Below are 16843 nucleotides of genomic sequence, written 5' to 3'. Positions count from 1 at the left end.
ACAACGCCTCCAGAATCCTACCGCGGCGAGGTCAGACTTCCATGACGATGGGGAGAATCATGGGACGGCGGCCGGTGCGCTCGAACAGCTCCCTGGAGAGGGTCTCGCGGATGGTGTTCTTGAGCACGGGCCAGTCCGGGCGATGGTTGCTGCGCCGGGCCAGGGCATCCCGCGCGATGGCGCGCACCTCGTCGAGCAAAGCCTCGGACTCCCGCACGTACACGAATCCGCGGGTCACCACCTCGGGGCCGGAGGCCAGGTCCCCGCTCTCCTGGTCCACGGCGATGACCACCACCACGATGCCATCTTCGGCCAGCTGCCTGCGGTCCTTGAGCACCACGCTGCCGACGTCGCCCACTCCCAGGCCGTCCACCATCAGGATGCCGGAGTCGACCCGCCCGGTGATGGCGGCTACGTCCCGGCTGAACTCGAACACAGACCCGTTGTCGCCCACCAGGATGTTCCGGCGGGGGATACCCACCGATTCGGCCAGGGCGGCGTGATGAACCAGGTGCCGGTATTCGCCGTGCACGGGCACGAAGAAGCGGGGCCGCAGCAGGTTGAGCATGATCTTGAGCTCCTCCTGGCTGCCGTGCCCGGAGACGTGCACCCCCGCGTCCGGCCCGTATATCACTCGCGCCCCCCGGCGGTAGAGGTTGTCGATGGTGCGGGCCACCATCTTCTCGTTGCCGGGCACGGGGGAAGCGGCGATGATCACCGTGTCGCCGGGGTTGATGTTCACCCGCTTGTGCTCCCCCACCGCCATACGGGTGAGGGCCGACATGGGCTCGCCCTGGCTCCCGGTGGTGAGGATGGTCACCTTCTCGGGGGGCAGGCCCTCCAGCTCTTCGATGTCCAGCATCATGCCCTCGGGCACGTCCAGGTACCCCAGGGTCATGGCCACCTGGACGGTATCCTCCATGCTGCGTCCGATCACGCCCACGTAGCGGCCCTGCTGGTAGGAGGCGGTGATCACCTGCTGGATGCGGTGCAGGTGGGTGGCGAAGGAGGCCACCAGCACCCGGGAGCGGGTACCCCGGAGGATCTCCTGCAGGGTCCTGCCCACCGACTTCTCCGAAGGGGTGAAGCCGGGGCGCTCCCCCCCCGTCGAGTCGCTCAGCAGGACCAGCACCCCCTCCTGGCCCAGCTCCCCCAGGCGCCCGATGTCGGAGACCCGCCCGTCCACGGGCGTCTGATCGAACTTGAAGTCGCTGGTGTGCACCACCAGCCCGGCAGGGGTACGGATGGCCAGCCCCACCGCGTCGGGAACGGAGTGGGTGACGCGGAAGAACTCCACCTCGAAGCAGCCGATCTCCGCTTTCTCCCCGGCCTGCAGGGCCCGGCCGTCGAACCGCTCGGCCATGCCCGTCTCCACCAGCTTCCCCCGCACCAGCCCCAGGGTGAGGGGAGTACCGTAGAAGGGGACGGCCAGGTGGGGGAGCAGGTAGGGGATGGCCCCCACGTGGTCCTCGTGACCATGGGTGAGCACCACCGCCCGCACCCGGTCCACGTTTTCCTGCAGGTAGGAGATGTCGGGGATGACGATGTCCACCCCCAGCATCTCCTCCTCGGGGAACGCCAGCCCGCAGTCGATGACCAACATGTCATCGCCGCATTCGATCACGGTCATGTTCTTTCCGATTTCCCCCAGGCCTCCCAGGGGGACGATGCGCAGGGTGGGGCGGGCTGCTTTCCTCACCATGAAAAAGTACCACCTCCAGATGCCCCTTTGAAAAACTGCAAAACCCCACCATGGGCCCGCCGTGCGCCCGGCCACGCCCGGTCGACATTCCCAAAATCCCACAAAAACGGTCCGGCCGTGCCGAACCGGAACCTTTCTCTCGCCGTCCCTATTATATCCGCGCCGTGCTCATGACGCAAGCAACTCCAGCTGCCGCATGACCTCGGCCAGACTGGCTTCTTCTCCGGCGCTGGCGTCGCACAGGGGCGGCCGCACCGGCCCCACGTCGAACCCGGCCAGCCGCAGGGCGGCCTTGACGGGCACCGGGTTGGTGGTGATGAACATGGCCCGGAAGAGCGGGAAAAGCCGCCTGTGAATCCGCGCCGCCTCCTCCACCCGGCCCTCCCGCCAGGCCCCGATCATGCTGCGGATCTCGCCCGCCACCAGGTGGGAGGCCACGCTCACCACTCCCACCGCCCCCACCGCCAGCATGGGCAGGGTGAGCGAATCGTCTCCGCTGTACACGGCAAACCCCGGGGGGACCACGCGCAGGATCTCGGTCACCTGGTCCAGATTGCCCGAGGCCTCCTTGAGGGCGACGATGTTGGGGATCTCGGCCAGGCGGGCCGCCGTGCCGGGAGTCATGTTCACCCCGGTGCGGCCGGGCACGTTGTAGAGGATGATGGGCAGGGAGGTAGACTCGGCCACGGCCCGGAAATGGTGGTACAATCCCTCGGCGGGAGGCTTGTTGTAGTACGGGGTGACCAGCATCACCCCCTTCACCCCGGCTTTCTCGGCCAGCCGGGTCAGGCGCATGGAGTCCCGCGTGCAGTTGGTCCCCGTGCCCGCCACCACCGGGACACGGTCGCCCACCGCCTCCACCACCGCCTCCCAGAGCTTCACCTTCTCCTCTGTGGCCAGCACCGGGGACTCCCCGGTGGTGCCCGTCACCACCAGGCCGTCGGACCCCATATCCACCAGGCGCCGGGCCAGTTCCGCCGCCCGCGGGGCATCCAACTCCCACTGCCGGGTGAAAGGCGTCACCATGGCGCTGACCACCCGCCCGAACACAGGCTCCCTCATCAGGTGTGCACCTCCTACGGGTCCGGCTCTCGCGCCCGCGCGCCGGGTCACCCGGACCGACGGAAGCGGGCCGGGCCTCCGCGACCGCAAGGGCGCGGGCTAGCCGTCCAGCCCGAACTGGTGGTGAAGAGCGCGCACGGCCTTCTCCAGGTCCTCCTGCCGGATCAGGCAGGAAATGGTCACATGCGAGTCCGCCGTCTGCAGGATCTCCACTCCTGCCCCGCACAGGGCTTCGGCCACGTTGGCCATCACCCCGGGCAGGCCGCGCATGCGCGACCCCACCACCGATACCTTGGCACACCCCTCCCGTATCTCGACTTCCAGCTCCTGATCTCTCAGTATGCGGGCCGCTCGCTCCGCCACCTCTTCCCCCACAATGAAGGCGCAGTGGCCCGGCCCCACCTGGATCATGTCCACGCTGATGCCTTCCCGGGCCAGGGACCGGAATACCTGCACCGCGCCATCGGGCCCGGGCGGCGGGTTGGGAACCCGCAGCCGGGCCACCGCCGGGATGTGGGTGACGGCGGTGATCACCCGGCCGTCCCGCACCTGGGACCACCCCTGGCGCGCGAAGGTGAAGGTCACCAGGGTGCCGGGTGAATCGGAGAAAGTGTCCCGGATGCGCATGGGCACCCCTGACCGCATGGCGATCTCCACCGCGCGGGGATGCACCACCTTCGCTCCTTCGTGGCCCATCTGGGCCACCTCGTCGTAGGTCACCACGCCCAGGGTGCGCGCCCCCGGCACCAGGCGGGGATCGGCGGTTTTCACCCCGTCCACGTCCGTGTATATCTCCACCGCCTCCGCCTGCAGGGCGGCGCCCAGCACGGCGGCGGTGGTGTCGGAGCCCCCACGTCCCAGGGTGGTGATCTCTCCCGCCTCGGTGACCCCCTGGAACCCCGCCACCACCGGCACCCGCCGCTCCTGCAGGAGCCGCAGGATACGCATGGGCTCCACCCGCACCACTTCCGCCTGGCCGAAGGCGCCGTCGGTGACGATGCCGGCCTGGGCGCCGCTGAGGGCGCAGGCATCGATCCCCCGCGCGGCCAGGCAGGCGGTGACCACCACGGTGGCGATGGTCTCCCCGCAGGACATGATGAGGTCCATGTCCCGGGGGGAGACCCGCCCGCCCGCCGACGTGGCCAGCTGGATCAGGGAATCGGTGGCGTAGGGCTCCGGATAGCGCCCCAGGGCGGAGACCACCACGCAGGGGCTGAACCCGCCCTCCAGGGCCCGCTGCACGTGCTCACCCACCCGCTCCCGGCCCGCGGGCGTGGCCACCGAGGTCCCTCCGAACTTCTGCACCAGGATACGCACCGCCACCCATGCCTCCACCAGCGCGGGGCGGAGTCAGGACTCAGGGGGTCCCCGACCCCGACCCCGCCAGCAACTCAGCTATCTGCACGGCGTTGGTGGCCGCCCCCTTGCGCAGATTGTCGGCCACCACCCACATCCATATGCCGTGAGGGTCATCCAGGTCCGCCCGGATGCGCCCCACCATAACCGCATCCTGCCCCGCGGCATCGCGGGGGGTGGGGTACACGCAGCGGGCCGGCTCGTCCCTCACGATCACACCCGGAGCCGCGGCCAGGATCTCGCGCACCCGGCCCGCCTCCAACGGCCTGGCGGTGCGCACCCACACCGCCTCAGCGTGACCCACCACCACGGGAACCCGCGCCACCGTGGCGGTGAGGGCCAGGCCGGGCAGGTGCAGTATCTTCCTGGTCTCCCGGACCAGCTTCAACTCCTCCCGGCAGTAACCCGAATCGTCGAAGGCGTCGATGTGAGGCAAGAGGTTGAAAGCGATGGGGAGGGGATAGATGCGGGGCTGGGGGGTACCCCCCTCCAGCACCACCCGGGCCTGCTCCCGCAGCTCCTCCACCGCCTCCCGTCCCGTGCCCGACACCGACTGGTAGGTGCTCACCACCACCTTTTCCAGTCCTACCTCCCTCTCCAGCGGGGCCAGGGCCACCACCAGCTGGATGGTCGAACAGTTGGGGCTGGCCACGATTCCCCGGTGATCCTCCAAATCACCCGGGTTGACCTCGGGCACCACCAGGGGGACCTCCGGGTTCAGGCGGAAGGCGGCCGACTTGTCGATCACCACCGCCCCCGCCCGCCGGGCCGCCGGCACCATTTCCCGGGCCACCTGGTCCCCCACTGCGGAGAAAAGGAAATCCACATCCTCCACCGGGGAAGTAGCCAGGTCCTCCACCCCCACCTTCTCACCCCGGAACACCAGATGCTCGCCGGCCGAGCGGTGACTGGCCCACAGCCGCAGCCCATCGACGGGGAAGCGGCGCTTCTCCAGCAGGCGCACCACCTCCCGCCCCACCGCACCAGTCGCTCCCAGTACGCCCACACGCCAACCCAACTCGTCTACTCCCCCTCCCTGGCATATGGCACCGCCCCCGGGGGGCCGCCCCTGTGACGGGTCACCAGCAGGGGCTGGATCTGCCTGCCCTGCAGGGCCTCCTCCATCGCTGGCAGCAGGAGTTCCAGATCGGCGTCCAGCGAGGTGGGCTTTCCCCAGGGATTGTCCTGACCGAAGGGAACGAAAAAGATGCCCCGCGCCGCGAGCAGAGTGCCCAGGTTGCGGGCATTGAGCCCCAGGGCATCGTTGGTGCTGATGGCCAGCAGGACCGGCCTCCCGTTACGCAGGGTGGCCTTGACCGCCATGGTGACCGGTCCGTCCGTGATGGCATTTGCGATGCGGGCCATGGTGTTGCCGGTGCAGGGCACCACCACCATGATGTCGACGGGCTGAGCCGGACCCAGAGTTTCCGCCTCGGCGATGGTCCGGATGGGCTCCCGCCCGGCGATGGCCCGAATGCGGTCCATGATTTCGGCCGCCGCGCCGAACCGGCTGTCGGTCGTCTGCACCACCCGGGAAACCACGGGCACCACTTCCGCCCCCGCTGCCACCAGCTTTTCGAACTGGGGCCAGACGCGGTGGAGGTTGCAGAGGGAACCCGTGATTCCCCATCCCACCCGTTTACCAGTCAGCGTCACCTCATCACCCCCCGTGGGCGGTGTTTCCCGGTGCTTCCCGGGCCTCCCGCCAGACCTCCTCCACCACCCGCCCCAGGATGCGCCCGGCGGTAACCGGAGCCTTGACGCCCGGCAGGCCCGGTGCCAGGGTGGCCCGCAGGCCCCGAGCAGCCGCGCAGGCGAAGTCCGTGCCCCCGGGGGCAGAGGCCAGGTCGATGATCACGCACCCGGCCGGCGCCCGCCGCAGGACGCCGGCGTGGAGCACGGGAGCGGGTATGGTGTTGAAAACCACATCGGCGTCCGCCACCGCCTCTTCCAGGGCTCCCAGCGGCACGCCGCCGCACCCCATCTCCTCGGCCCGGGCCAGCTGGGCGGACCTCCTCGCCACCACCGTTACCCGCGCCCCCAGGGCGCACAGCAGCCGGGCCAGGGTGGTCCCCGTGCGCCCCAGTCCCAGCACCAGGCAGGAAGAGCCGTGCAGGGTGACGTCCAGCTCCTTCAGCGCCATGAACAGGGCTCCTTCCGCCGTGGGTACCGAGTTCCAGATGGCGAAGTCGTCGCGCTCCCGGTACTCCTCCAGGCGGGCCCCCCGGGAGGCAACCCGCTCCCGCAGGGTGGCATCGCCCACCCCGATCAGAAACAGGGTTTCCGGGTCCAGCGCCCCCCAGGCTGTCTCGTCCAGCTCCAGGGGGCCGGCTTCCGACCAGATGCGGCCGTGGCCGTCAGTTCCCCGCACCGGTCCCACCACCACCCGCGCCCCCGCCAGGGCCTCCTCGGCCCGCGCCACCGCCTGGACATCCCCTGCCGGGCGGCCGGAAGGTTGCCCCCACACGCGCACCCGGGCCCCCCGCGCGGCCAGATGGCGGGCTGCCTCTGCCTCCCGGCGATCCCCGCCCAGCACTGCCACCTGCACTCCCCGCACCACGCTCATCCCCTGCTGGTGGCCGATATACTCACTACAGGTTATGTGACTCCCCCGCCTCCCGTGACCCCGCCGACCCCGGTGTCGGGTGAACCGGGACGCCAGCGCCGCCGGCGGTACCACGCCAGCCCCAGACTCCCCGCTACCGCCAGCAGAGCAGCAGGCTGGGTCACCGTTACCCAGCCCCACAGGTGAGGTACATCCCTCAAGAACTCGACCCCGAACCGGATGGCCGAGTAACCGGCCACATACAACAGGAAGAGCTGGCCGGGCAGGCGGACGAGACGGGGGGCCAGGTACCACAGCACGGCGAACAGCACCAGGTCCAGCACCATCTCGTAAAGCTGGGCGGGATGGCGCAGCCCGGGCGCGAAGCGGGTGAGGAACCCCCAGGCTCCCCCGGTGGGGACCCCCCAGCAGCACCCCTCCAGGAAGCACCCCACGCGGGTGATGGCCGTGCCCAGGGCAATGGCGGGGGCACCCCCGTCCAGAAAGCGGCCGGTGGGAATCCGGCGCAGGCGGGTGAACAACCAGACGGCCAGCACCCCGCCTGTCAGACCTCCGTAGAGGGAGAGTCCACCCTCGCGCGTATTCAGCATGCGCCAGGGCTGCCCGGCGTAGTGCCCCCACTCCAGGGCGACGTAGAGGAGCCGGGCGCCCAGGATGGCCGCCACCGCGATGTACAGGGAGGACTCCACATACAGCCAGGGGGGTAGCCCCACGCGGCGCGCGTTCAACTCGCCGACTAAGATGGCCAGCCCGAACCCCAGGGCGAACAGAACGCCCCAGATGTGAATCTCAAATCCCCGGATGCTGAAAGCGATGGGATGCACACGCTTCCCCCTTTCCCACGGCTACCCCCCGGTATTCGCCTTTTGCCCCGCCAGTCCTGCTGCGGCGGTGCCTCCCGCCGCCCGCGCCCGGTCCTGCTGCGGCGAGGCCCGCTTTGGGTCAGAGCAGCCGGGGCAGGGAAGGGATGAGCGGGGCAAGGTCAAGGACGGGCGGGGGAAGGATATCCCCTCCCCCGCCCGTCGCGGAGCGCCCCCGGCATGGCTCGTCGCGCGAGACCGCCTGCCCGGGCACCCCGTGCAGATCGCCGTGCCCGGGTGCCCGTCGCAGGGCGCGACCCGCGGGTCAGCCCCTGGCCACGTGGGTCTCCACGTCCTGGGCGCCGTGGCGCCGCATGATGTCGGCGGCCTCGTTCACCTTCTGATCGGAGCTCTTCACCATGGCCACCAGGTTGCCTTCCCGTACCTTCTGCTCGTAGAACCGCCCTCGCTCCTCGGGGATGCCCCAGTCGATCAGGCCCCCGGCCAGACCTCCCGTGGCTGCCCCCGTGAGGGCCCCGGCGATGGGTCCCGCCGCCAGGATGGGTCCCACTCCCGGGATGGCCAGGGCTCCTGCCCCGGCCAGCAGCCCGGCCAGACCCCCCAGGGTCCCGCCCGTGACCACCCCCTCGGCCACCGTGCCCTCACCGGCACCCCGCTGCCCTTCGCCCCGGGTGATCACCGAAATCTCGCGCCCAAATCCCTTCTGGCGGAGCTCTTCCACCGCCCGGTCGGCATCGGGCCGGTTCCGGAATACCCCGATCACCGTCTTGGCCATGCCGCTTCCTACCCCCTTTCTGCCATCCGGCGCAGGCCACCGGCCTGCCCCGCTGCAGATGGTAGTATGCCGCATCGGCCACCCGGTCTTACGCACGCCCGCAGGCGTAACGCCGCAGCGGCGACCGGGCCCTGCGGGCGCGACGCCGCCGGCACGACGGGGTCTTGCGCCGCCTACGGGCGAGGCGAGACGCCGGGTACAAAGAAAGGCTGCAGGATGGCGATGATCAGGGCAGCCAGGGCGACGGGATCGAAGGTAATGCCGAACAGCTCCACCGTCTGCTGGGCGGGCAGGCGCAGAAAGGCGGCCAGGCTCACCAGGGCCACGTACACTCCCCCGGCCACCCCCACCAGTTGCTTGACCGCCTCCGCCACCGGGGAACTTACCGGCGGCACCGCCTCTTCCTGCTGGCGGGCCATGCGGATCAACCTCACCCTGTGAGCGATGGAGAGGAGCACCAGCAGGCCGGTGCTCCCCACTGCCACGAGATACCAGTCCAAACCTGTCCCCGGTTAACTGTATATGCTCTCACCACAAACGCTTATGCCGCCCGGGCGATACAATATCCCCGGCCCGGTCCCCGTGGTTTGTTCAGGGTTGCCCCCCTGTCTTGCGCCGCCTGACCACCTCGACCACCAGACGATCCAGCCTGGTACTGATCCGCTCGGCCAGCTCGCGGTCCTCTTCCTCAAGCCCGGGCGTGCCTCCGGTCACCCGGTACAGTTCCCGCCGCAACTCCTCTAGCTCGCGCAGCAGGTCTTCTTCGCTCTTTTCCCCCGGCAACTACTCTCCCCCTGCAGTGGGGACCGGGCAGGGGATGTCTGATTACCCCCATTATAGCGGGAACCAGCGGATTCTGCTCAGAAACTTGTCGACACGTAACCCGAGATTTCGACAGGCCACGCCGGCCTCCCGGCACCGGCGCCGGGCCGGGCCTGCTGCTGCCGTTGCCGGCGCGGGGCGGTGCCGCCAGACGCGCCTAGCGGCCCGTGCTGCCCAACCCTCCCTGCCGGGGCGGTCCCGGCCGGTCGTCGTCCGTGAGGCCGTAAGGCTGGAAGATGCCCTGGGCCACCCGCTCCCCCCTGCGCACCGTGACCGGCTCCGGGCCGCGGTTGCACAGGGCAAGCAGGATGTGTCCCTCGTTGGCGGGGTTGTCGGCGTAATCGGCGTCGATGACTGCCACCCCATTGGCCAGGCTCAACCCCCGCTGCACCGCCAGGCTGGACCTTATGTACAGGGCCAGGAACTCGCCCGGGGGCAGGTACACCTTCACCCCGGTGGGCACCAGGGCCACCCCTCCCGGGGGCACTACGGTATCCTCGGCCGCCGCCAGGTCATATCCGGCCGACCCGGGCGTGCTCCGCCGGGGCAACTCCACCCCCCGGGTCCGGTATGCGGAAACAATCTCGAAGCGGCGCCCCACGCTCCCCACCGGCCCCAAACACCATCACGCGGGCGCGGGAGCTTCGCCCGCCGCCCGATCCCGCAATTCCCGCAGCACGGCGAGGTCGGGCCGGTACCCTTCCGGAGTCTTGACGGGGGTCTCCAGGATGACCGGCCGCCCCCTTACCTCCTGCTGCCCAAGCAGTAACGCGAATGCCTCCCGCCCCAGCTGCCCCTCGCCCAGGTGCTGGTGCCGGTCGAGGTGAGACCCGCACGCGCCTGCGGAATCGTTGAAGTGCCACGCCTTCACCCGCTCGGACCGCACCAGCTCGCGCACTTTCCCGAGGAACACCTCCTGGCCGGCGGCAGCACGCAGGTCGTACCCGGCCGCAAAGGCGTGGCAGGTGTCCAGGCACAGCCCCAGGCCATCGGGGTGCTCCGAGTGGGATATGACCCAGGCCAGACCCTCCACGCTCTCGCCCAGCCCACCGGCCGTGTTCTCCAGCAGCACCGTGACCCCGGCGCCGGCCTCCCCGGCCCGTTCCCGGGCCCGATCGAGAGCCCGGGCACACCGCCGCAGGCCCTCCTCCGGGGACAGCTCGCGGGCGTGGCCCATGTGTACCACCACCCAGGGCGCCCCCAGCAGGGCCGCCCGCTCCAGGTCCTCGGCCAGCACCTGGATCGCGTATTCCCACCTGGATTCATCCGCCGCCCCTATGTTCACCAGATACGGAGTATGTACGATGAGGGGGGCGATGGTCGCCCCCGCCAGCCCCTCCCTCAGCACGGCCACCTCCGCCTCCCCCAGGGGCCGGGCCTTGCCCCCCCGGGGACTGCGGGAGAACACCTGCACCGTTTCGCACCCGAGGGAGACGGCATCGGCGATGAGCTGATGCCAGCCTCCCGCGATGGAGAGGTGGGCTCCCAGGCGCACGGGCACCGGGTCTCACCGCCTCTCCCGGTCGGGTCCATCGCGTCCCCGGGCAGCGGCTCCCGCCCCCTGCGCACCTCCCCGGTGCGGGCCCGGACGCCCGGCGCCTCCCCGGTGGTGATCGGGAGGCCCCTCGCGACGCTCGTTGCCCCCGGGCCGGGCCTGCTCCGCCAGCAGCACCTGGCGGCGGGAGAGGTTGAGGCGCCCCATGCGGTCGATCTCGGTCAGCTTCACCTCGACCTCGTCGCCCACATTCACGACGTCTTCCACCCGGTTCACCCGCCGGTCGGAGAGCTCGGAGATGTGCACCAGCCCCTCCCTGCCGGGCAGGATTTCCACGAAGGCACCGAAGTTCATGATGCGGGTGACCTTGCCCCGGTAGATGTGCCCCACCTCCGGTTCGGCGGTCAGACCCCGGATGATCTCCAGCGCTTTCTCCGCACCCTCGGACGGACCGGCGATGAACACCCGGCCGTCCGATTCCACGTCGATCTTGGTTCCCGTCTCCGTGATGATGCGGTTGATGGTCTTGCCGCCCGGCCCGATCACGTCCCGGATGTGGTCGGGATGGATGGTGATGCTCAGGATGCGCGGCGCCCAGCGACTCAGCTCCGGACGGGGCGCAGGCAGCACCTGCAGCATGCGGTCCAGGATGTGCAGACGCCCCTGCCGGGCCTGCCCCAGGGCGCGGCGCAGGATGTCGACGGTCACCCCGGCGATCTTGATGTCCATCTGCAGGGCGGTGATCCCCTTCGTGGTCCCCGCCACCTTGAAGTCCATATCCCCCAGGGCATCCTCCATGCCCTGGATGTCGCTCAGGACTACCACCCGGTCGCCTTCCTTGACCAGACCCATGGCCACCCCGCTCACCGGGGCGGAAATGGGCACCCCGGCATCCATGAGGGCCAGGGTGCTGCCGCACACGGAAGCCATGGAGGTAGATCCGTTGGATTCCAGCACCTCCGACACCACGCGCAGGGTATAGGGGAACGCCTCTTCCGAGGGGATGACCCCCTCCAGCGCCCTCTCTGCCAGGGCGCCGTGCCCGATTTCCCGCCGGCCAGGGCCGCGCAAGGGGCGGGTTTCGCCGGTGGAGTAAGGCGGGAAGTTGTAATGGTGCATGTAGCGCTTTTCTTCTTCCTCGCCGGTGTCATCCAGGAGCTGCACGTCCCCTACCGCCCCCAGGGTGGCAACGGTGAGCACCTGGGTCTGCCCCCGCGTGAACAGCCCGGAGCCGTGCGCCCGGGGCAGCAACCCCACCTGACACCACACGGGCCTGATCTCGTCGGGATGACGGCCGTCGGGCCTGATCCCGTGCTCGATCACCTGGCGACGCATCTCTTCCTTCAGGATCTTCTTGAGGACGACGGCGATCTGGGGAGCGCCTTCCGGATACTCGGGCAGGAAGTGCTCCACCACCCGCGCCTCCAGCTCGGCGCTGGCCTGCTCGCGTTCGGTCTTGTCGGCATACCCCAGGAGCTCCCTCACCAGGGGGGTGGCGAACTCCCTGACCTTGCGCTCGAGCTCGGGATCGGGGAGGAACAGGGGAAACTCCCGCTTGGGTTTGCCCACCTTCCGGGCCAGATCGGCGATGAAGCGGCACACCTTCCGGCACTCCTCATGGCCGGCGGCGATGGCGCGCAGGATGTCCTCTTCGGGCACCTCGCGCGCACCCGCCTCCACCATGATCACCGCTTCCTCGGTGCCGGCCACCACCAGACCCAGCGGAGAAGCGGCATGCTGGTCCTGATTGGGGTTTATTACCACCCGCCCTTCGGCCAGCCCCACCTCACAGCCGCCTACCGGGCCGTTCCAGGGGATGTCCGAAACCGTGAGGGCGGCCGAGGCACCCAGCAGGCCGCAGACTTCCGGCGAGTGATCGTGATCCACGGACAGCACGGTGACGATTACCTGCACGTCGTGGCGCAACCCCTCCGGGAACAAGGGCCGGATGGGACGGTCGATGAGGCGCCCGCTCAGGATGGCCCGCGTGCTGGGACGCCCCTCCCGGCGGTGCCAGCTGCCCGGGATGCGCCCCACCGCGTAGAGGCGCTCCTCGTAGTCCACGGTGAGGGGCAGGAAATCCACCCCTTCCCGCGGCTCGGCGGAGGCGGTGGCGGTCACCAGCACGGCGGTATCCCCGTACCGCACCAGGCAGGCGCCCCCCGCCTGCCTGGCCATCTTCCCCACTTCCAGGTGCAGGAGACGGCCGCCGAACTCCATCTCAAAACAGCGGAAGCCCTCCGGCTCCCACCTCGTGTCTGTGTGCTCAACGGCAGCTTCGCTCAATACGATTCCTCCCTTCCCCGGAGTCTCCCTCCGGGGGCACTGCAAACGAAGGGCGGGCCTCCCGCCCGCACCTTCAACCACGGATCCCCAGTCTTTCCACCAGGGCCCGGTATCGTTCGATGTCCATTTCCCTCAGGTACCTGAGCAGGTTGCGCCTGTGCCCCACCATCTTGAGCAGGCCGCGCCGGCTGTGATAGTCGTGCCGGTGCTGCCTGAGGTGTTCGGTAAGCTCCGAAATACGTTTGGTGAGCAGGGCGATCTGCACTTCCGGAGAGCCCGTGTCCTTGTCGTGCCGGCGGTACTCCGATATTATGGACTGCTTCTTCTCCCGCGCCAGGGCCACCGTACCTTCCTCCTTCCCCGCCGATCCCCCGCACCCAGCCGGCCGCCGGAGGAGCGCGCCGCCGCGTGCGGGTTCAACCGCGTCGATTGTAGCACACCGTCCCACCGGTGTAAACGCACGCATCCGCCGTCCCGCGCCGGTCAACGCAGCCCGCGCCGCGCGGCGTCGACTCACCCAGCATGGCCAGGGCCCGCCGGGTGTCCGCCTCCAGCTGACGGGCCAGGGCAGCCCCGTCGGGGAAGCGCTTTTCTCCCCGCAGGCGCCGCCAGAAGGCCACCTCGATGGGGCTGCCGTACAGGTCCCCACCGGCCCCGGGCAGGTGCACCTCAAGGCGCGGTTCCCCGCCCCCGAAGGTGGGACGGCAACCGAAGTTGGCCACCCCGGGCAGGTACCCGGCCAGCCCGGCTGGGGAACCTTTCGGGCAGCGGACGCGCGCAGCGTACACGCCCGGGGCGGGCATCACCTTACCGGGATGGCATTCCACGTTGGCGGTGGGATACCCCAGCACCCGCCCCCGTCCCTCGCCCGGCACCACCACCCCCGCCACCTGGTAAGGGCGTCCCAGCATCAGGCGGGCCCGGCCCACCGCCCCGCGGGTCACCGCCTCGCGGATGGCGGTGGAAGAGACCGTCCGGCCGCCCACCCGCACGGGGGGCAGGACCCCGACCTCCACCCCCCGCTCCTCCCCCCAACGCCGCAGGCCGGCGGGATTACCCCTGCCTTCCCGCCCGAAGGTGAAGCTGAATCCCACCCACACCCGGCGGGCCTGCAACATGCCCTCCAGCACCCGGCGGCAGAACTCTGCCGGTTCCATCCCGGCGAGAGCCCCATCAAACCTCATCACCAGGAGTATGTCCACTCCCAGGGTGGCGAGAAGGGCGGCCTTCTCTTCGGGTAGGGTCAACCGCCCGGGCCCGTTCCCGGGCCGCAGCACCTCGAGAGGGTGCGGCTCGAAGGTGAGGACCGCCGCGGGCAGCCCCCGCTGCCCCGCCTCCTCCACCAGCCGGCGAATCAACCGCTGATGCCCCAGGTGCACCCCGTCGAAGGTGCCCACCGCCACCGCCAGCTCCCCCCGCCCGCACAGGGGGTCGGCCAGAGAGAACTCACGCCGCTCCACGCCCGGACCACCCCTTGGCGCCTTCGCGCCCCCAGCCGCCCAACTTCACCCGCCAGTCCCTCCTGACGCGCCTGCCCCGCTCCCCCGGTCGGCTCCGACGTGTTCCACCACCCGCGCCATGGGCTCGATTGCCTCCTCAGGCCGGGCGCGGATCTCCTCCAGCGTGCGGGCACCCTCAAGGCGAAACGGGCCGACCCGCGTGCGCACCAGGAATCCCACGTAGCCGCCCACACCGAGGGCATTGCCCAGGTCCTGAGCCCAGGTGCGCACGTAGGTTCCGTGAGAGCAGACCAGGTCCACCAGAAGGCGGGCCCGTCGCGCCGGGTGGAACTCCACCACCCGGGCGGAAAACACCGTCACCGGGCGCGCCCTGCGGGGGACTTCCTCGCCCCGGCGGGCCAGCCGGTACAGCGGCTCACCCGCGTGCTTCAGGGCGGAGGTCATGGGGGGGACCTGCTCCAGCTCCCCGGTGAGAGCCTGCACCGCCTCCTCCACCCGCTCCCGGGTGAGGCAGGAGGCATCCCCGCCCTCCTCCTCGGGAGCGGCCGCATCCCCGGTGGCGGTACGGGCACCGAGGATCACCTCGGCCCGGTATTCCTTGGTCCCCTCCAGGAGAAAGCGCAGCAGCCTGGTGGCTCTTCCCAGAGCCACCACCAGGACTCCCGCCGCTCCGGGATCCAGCGTCCCCCCGTGGCCGGCCTTCACCCCCAGCCAGCGGCGCAGGCAGGCCACCACGTCGTGGGAGGTCATCCCCGGAGGCTTGAGCACGTTGATGACGCCGGCCGGCGGTTCCCCCCGGCGGGCTGTTGCCTCTCCCTGGCCAGCCGCTGCCTGCCCGTGGGGTCGGCTCATCCCAGCACGCTCCTCAGCCGGGAGAGCACCCGGTCGCGGGCCGCTTCCACGGGACCCTCCAGCAGGCAGCCGGACGCCCGGGCGTGGCCGCCTCCGCCCAGGGAGGCCGCCAGCTCCCCCACATCCACATGGCGGGAACGGAAACCCACCTTGACCCGCCCATCTTCCTCCTCGCGGAAGAGGATGGCCACCTCCACCCCTTCCAGGGAACGGGGGTAGTTGATGAGGCCGTCGGTGTCGGCCACCGCGGCACCGGCGCGCTCCATCATATCGCGGGTGAGGGTGACGTGGGCGACCCTGCCCCCGGATTCCACGGCCAGCGTCCCCAGGGCCAGGTGAAGGATCTGCAGGGAGGCCCGAGACCGGCTCTCGTACACGCGCCGGGCGGTTTCCGCGGGGATGGCCCCCGCCTCCACCAGACGGGCGGCCGCCCGGAAGGCCCGCGGGGTGGCATTGTCGTACTGGAAGGATCCGGTATCGGTCATCAGGGCCACGTAGAGGCAGGTGGCTATCTCCCCGTCGAGGGGTACCCCCAGGCAGTCGGCGACGGCAATGATCATCTCCCCCACCGCGGGCGCCTCCGGATCGAGAAAACGCACCGCGCCGAACCCGGTATTGGTGGGATGGTGATCCACGTTCACCAGGAGCAGATCTCGCACGAAGCCGCAGGTCTTCTCTCCCGCCCGCCCGGAGTCAGTCATGTCCAGGAACACCGCCGCCGAGAAATCCCCCTGCACCCTGTCGAAGGGGATCACCCGGTCGGACCCGGGCAGGAAAGCGTACGGGCGAGGAAGGGGGTCGCGCTCCCACGTCACCACCGCCTCGGCGCCCAGGCGATCCAGGATGAGGGCCAGCGCCAGCACCGATCCCGCGCTGTCTCCGTCCGGAGCCAGATGCAGGGGCAGGAGAAAACGCCGCCCCGCAGTCAGGGCCCGCGCCGCCTCGGAGGCGGCTCCCACCCTAGCCATGCTCTCGCGCCCCGCCGCCGGTTGCGTCTCCGGAGCGGGACCGCTCCACCTCGGCGATAAGCTTCAGCACCCGGGCCCCCTTCTCCAGGGACTCGTCCAGGTGGAAGGAAATCTCCGGAGTCCGGAACAGTCTCACCCGGCGTCCCACCTCCGAGCGGATGAACCCGGTGGCACTGTGCAGTCCCTCCATGGTCGCCTTCTTCCCTGCCTCGTCCCCCAGAACGGAGACATAGACGCGGGCATGGCGGAGGTCGCTGGAGACCTCCACGCGGGTAATGGAAGCAAACCCCACCCGGGGATCCTTCAGCTCGGAAAGGAGCGAGGAGATTTCCTCCCGCAGGGCTTCAGCCACCCTTTCCTGCCGCGTACCGCCCACCCCTGCGACCCTCCGTCTAGTAGAATTCCACCTCGTAGTCCTGCACCAGGGCACCCGAGGCGTCCGCGAACCGCACCACGGCATCCAGGATCTGACCGCACACGGTGCGGTCTCCGGAAACGCAGGCCACGGCCACCGTGGCCCGCCGATGGGCATCCTGGTGGTCGACCTCGGCCACCGAGACGTTGAAGCGGTGTCGCAGCCGGTCCACCAGGCTCTTAATAACCCGGCGCTTGTCCTTCAGGCAGCCGTTCCCGGGCAGGGCCAACTCCAGGCGGACCACTCCCACCACCACAACCCCT

19 protein-coding genes are annotated in these 16843 nt (G+C 70.1%); all 19 read right to left on the bottom strand.

Annotated elements, in window-relative coordinates:
• Nucleotides 1-31: 31 nt before the first annotated feature.
• Nucleotides 32-1702, bottom strand: a complete 1671-nt coding sequence (locus tag QME70_08365) for a ribonuclease J (protein MDI6894606.1) — start codon at nt 1700-1702, stop codon at nt 32-34.
• A 168-nt stretch (nt 1703-1870) separates the two neighbouring features.
• Nucleotides 1871-2764 carry a 4-hydroxy-tetrahydrodipicolinate synthase gene (gene dapA, locus QME70_08360; protein ID MDI6894605.1) on the bottom strand — a complete coding sequence of 298 codons (894 nt, stop codon included), beginning with the start codon at nt 2762-2764 and terminating at the stop codon, nt 1871-1873.
• A gap of 99 nt (nt 2765-2863) precedes the next feature.
• Nucleotides 2864-4081, bottom strand: coding sequence for an aspartate kinase (gene dapG, locus QME70_08355; protein ID MDI6894604.1), 1218 nt, complete (start codon nt 4079-4081; stop codon nt 2864-2866).
• A gap of 40 nt (nt 4082-4121) precedes the next feature.
• Complete coding sequence (locus QME70_08350; GenBank protein MDI6894603.1) at nt 4122-5138, bottom strand: aspartate-semialdehyde dehydrogenase; 1017 nt, start codon at nt 5136-5138, stop codon at nt 4122-4124.
• Between the two features lie 5 nt (nt 5139-5143).
• On the bottom strand, nt 5144-5776 hold the full coding sequence (locus QME70_08345; GenBank protein MDI6894602.1) for a dipicolinate synthase subunit B: 633 nt from the start codon (nt 5774-5776) through the stop codon (nt 5144-5146).
• 4 nt (nt 5777-5780) lie between these two features.
• Complete coding sequence (gene dpsA / locus QME70_08340) at nt 5781-6677, bottom strand: dipicolinate synthase subunit DpsA (GenBank protein MDI6894601.1); 897 nt, start codon at nt 6675-6677, stop codon at nt 5781-5783.
• A 41-nt stretch (nt 6678-6718) separates the two neighbouring features.
• Complete coding sequence (lgt, locus tag QME70_08335) at nt 6719-7510, bottom strand: prolipoprotein diacylglyceryl transferase (protein ID MDI6894600.1); 792 nt, start codon at nt 7508-7510, stop codon at nt 6719-6721.
• A gap of 301 nt (nt 7511-7811) precedes the next feature.
• A complete protein-coding gene (locus tag QME70_08330; protein ID MDI6894599.1) occupies nt 7812-8282 on the bottom strand; it encodes a hypothetical protein in 471 nt (156 codons plus the stop codon).
• Between the two features lie 173 nt (nt 8283-8455).
• On the bottom strand, nt 8456-8782 hold the full coding sequence (locus tag QME70_08325; protein ID MDI6894598.1) for a hypothetical protein: 327 nt from the start codon (nt 8780-8782) through the stop codon (nt 8456-8458).
• 91 nt (nt 8783-8873) lie between these two features.
• Complete coding sequence (locus QME70_08320; GenBank protein MDI6894597.1) at nt 8874-9065, bottom strand: hypothetical protein; 192 nt, start codon at nt 9063-9065, stop codon at nt 8874-8876.
• 196 nt (nt 9066-9261) lie between these two features.
• Nucleotides 9262-9714, bottom strand: coding sequence for a dUTP diphosphatase (locus QME70_08315; GenBank protein MDI6894596.1), 453 nt, complete (start codon nt 9712-9714; stop codon nt 9262-9264).
• A gap of 15 nt (nt 9715-9729) precedes the next feature.
• Entirely contained in the window at nt 9730-10605 is an 876-nt protein-coding gene (locus QME70_08310) for a deoxyribonuclease IV (GenBank protein ID MDI6894595.1), read from the bottom strand.
• Between the two features lie 6 nt (nt 10606-10611).
• On the bottom strand, nt 10612-12819 hold the full coding sequence (pnp, locus tag QME70_08305) for a polyribonucleotide nucleotidyltransferase (protein ID MDI6894594.1): 2208 nt from the start codon (nt 12817-12819) through the stop codon (nt 10612-10614).
• 139 nt (nt 12820-12958) lie between these two features.
• Nucleotides 12959-13228: a 30S ribosomal protein S15 gene (rpsO, locus tag QME70_08300; GenBank protein MDI6894593.1), complete on the bottom strand. Its 270-nt coding sequence runs from the start codon at nt 13226-13228 to the stop codon at nt 12959-12961.
• A gap of 73 nt (nt 13229-13301) precedes the next feature.
• Nucleotides 13302-14345 carry a bifunctional riboflavin kinase/FAD synthetase gene (locus QME70_08295; GenBank protein ID MDI6894592.1) on the bottom strand — a complete coding sequence of 348 codons (1044 nt, stop codon included), beginning with the start codon at nt 14343-14345 and terminating at the stop codon, nt 13302-13304.
• 45 nt (nt 14346-14390) lie between these two features.
• A complete protein-coding gene (truB, locus tag QME70_08290; GenBank protein MDI6894591.1) occupies nt 14391-15197 on the bottom strand; it encodes a tRNA pseudouridine(55) synthase TruB in 807 nt (268 codons plus the stop codon).
• Nucleotides 15194-16165: a bifunctional oligoribonuclease/PAP phosphatase NrnA gene (locus QME70_08285; GenBank protein MDI6894590.1), complete on the bottom strand. Its 972-nt coding sequence runs from the start codon at nt 16163-16165 to the stop codon at nt 15194-15196. The genes truB and QME70_08285 overlap by 4 nt, the downstream gene beginning before the upstream one ends.
• A complete protein-coding gene (rbfA, locus tag QME70_08280) occupies nt 16158-16541 on the bottom strand; it encodes a 30S ribosome-binding factor RbfA (protein ID MDI6894589.1) in 384 nt (127 codons plus the stop codon). Before rbfA ends, QME70_08285 begins: the two co-directional genes overlap by 8 nt.
• Nucleotides 16542-16557: 16 nt before the next feature.
• Nucleotides 16558-16836 (bottom strand): DUF503 domain-containing protein, encoded by a 279-nt coding sequence (locus QME70_08275; GenBank protein MDI6894588.1) that lies wholly within the window; start codon nt 16834-16836, stop codon nt 16558-16560.
• Between the last annotated feature and the right edge of the window lie 7 nt (nt 16837-16843).

The sequence above is a fragment of the Bacillota bacterium genome (assembly GCA_030019365.1).
Taxonomy (GTDB): Bacteria; Bacillota; Sulfobacillia; order JACIYH01; family JACIYH01; genus JACIYH01.
Note: the sequence above shows the minus strand (reverse complement) of the source record. Positions and strands in the feature narration are given on the sequence as shown.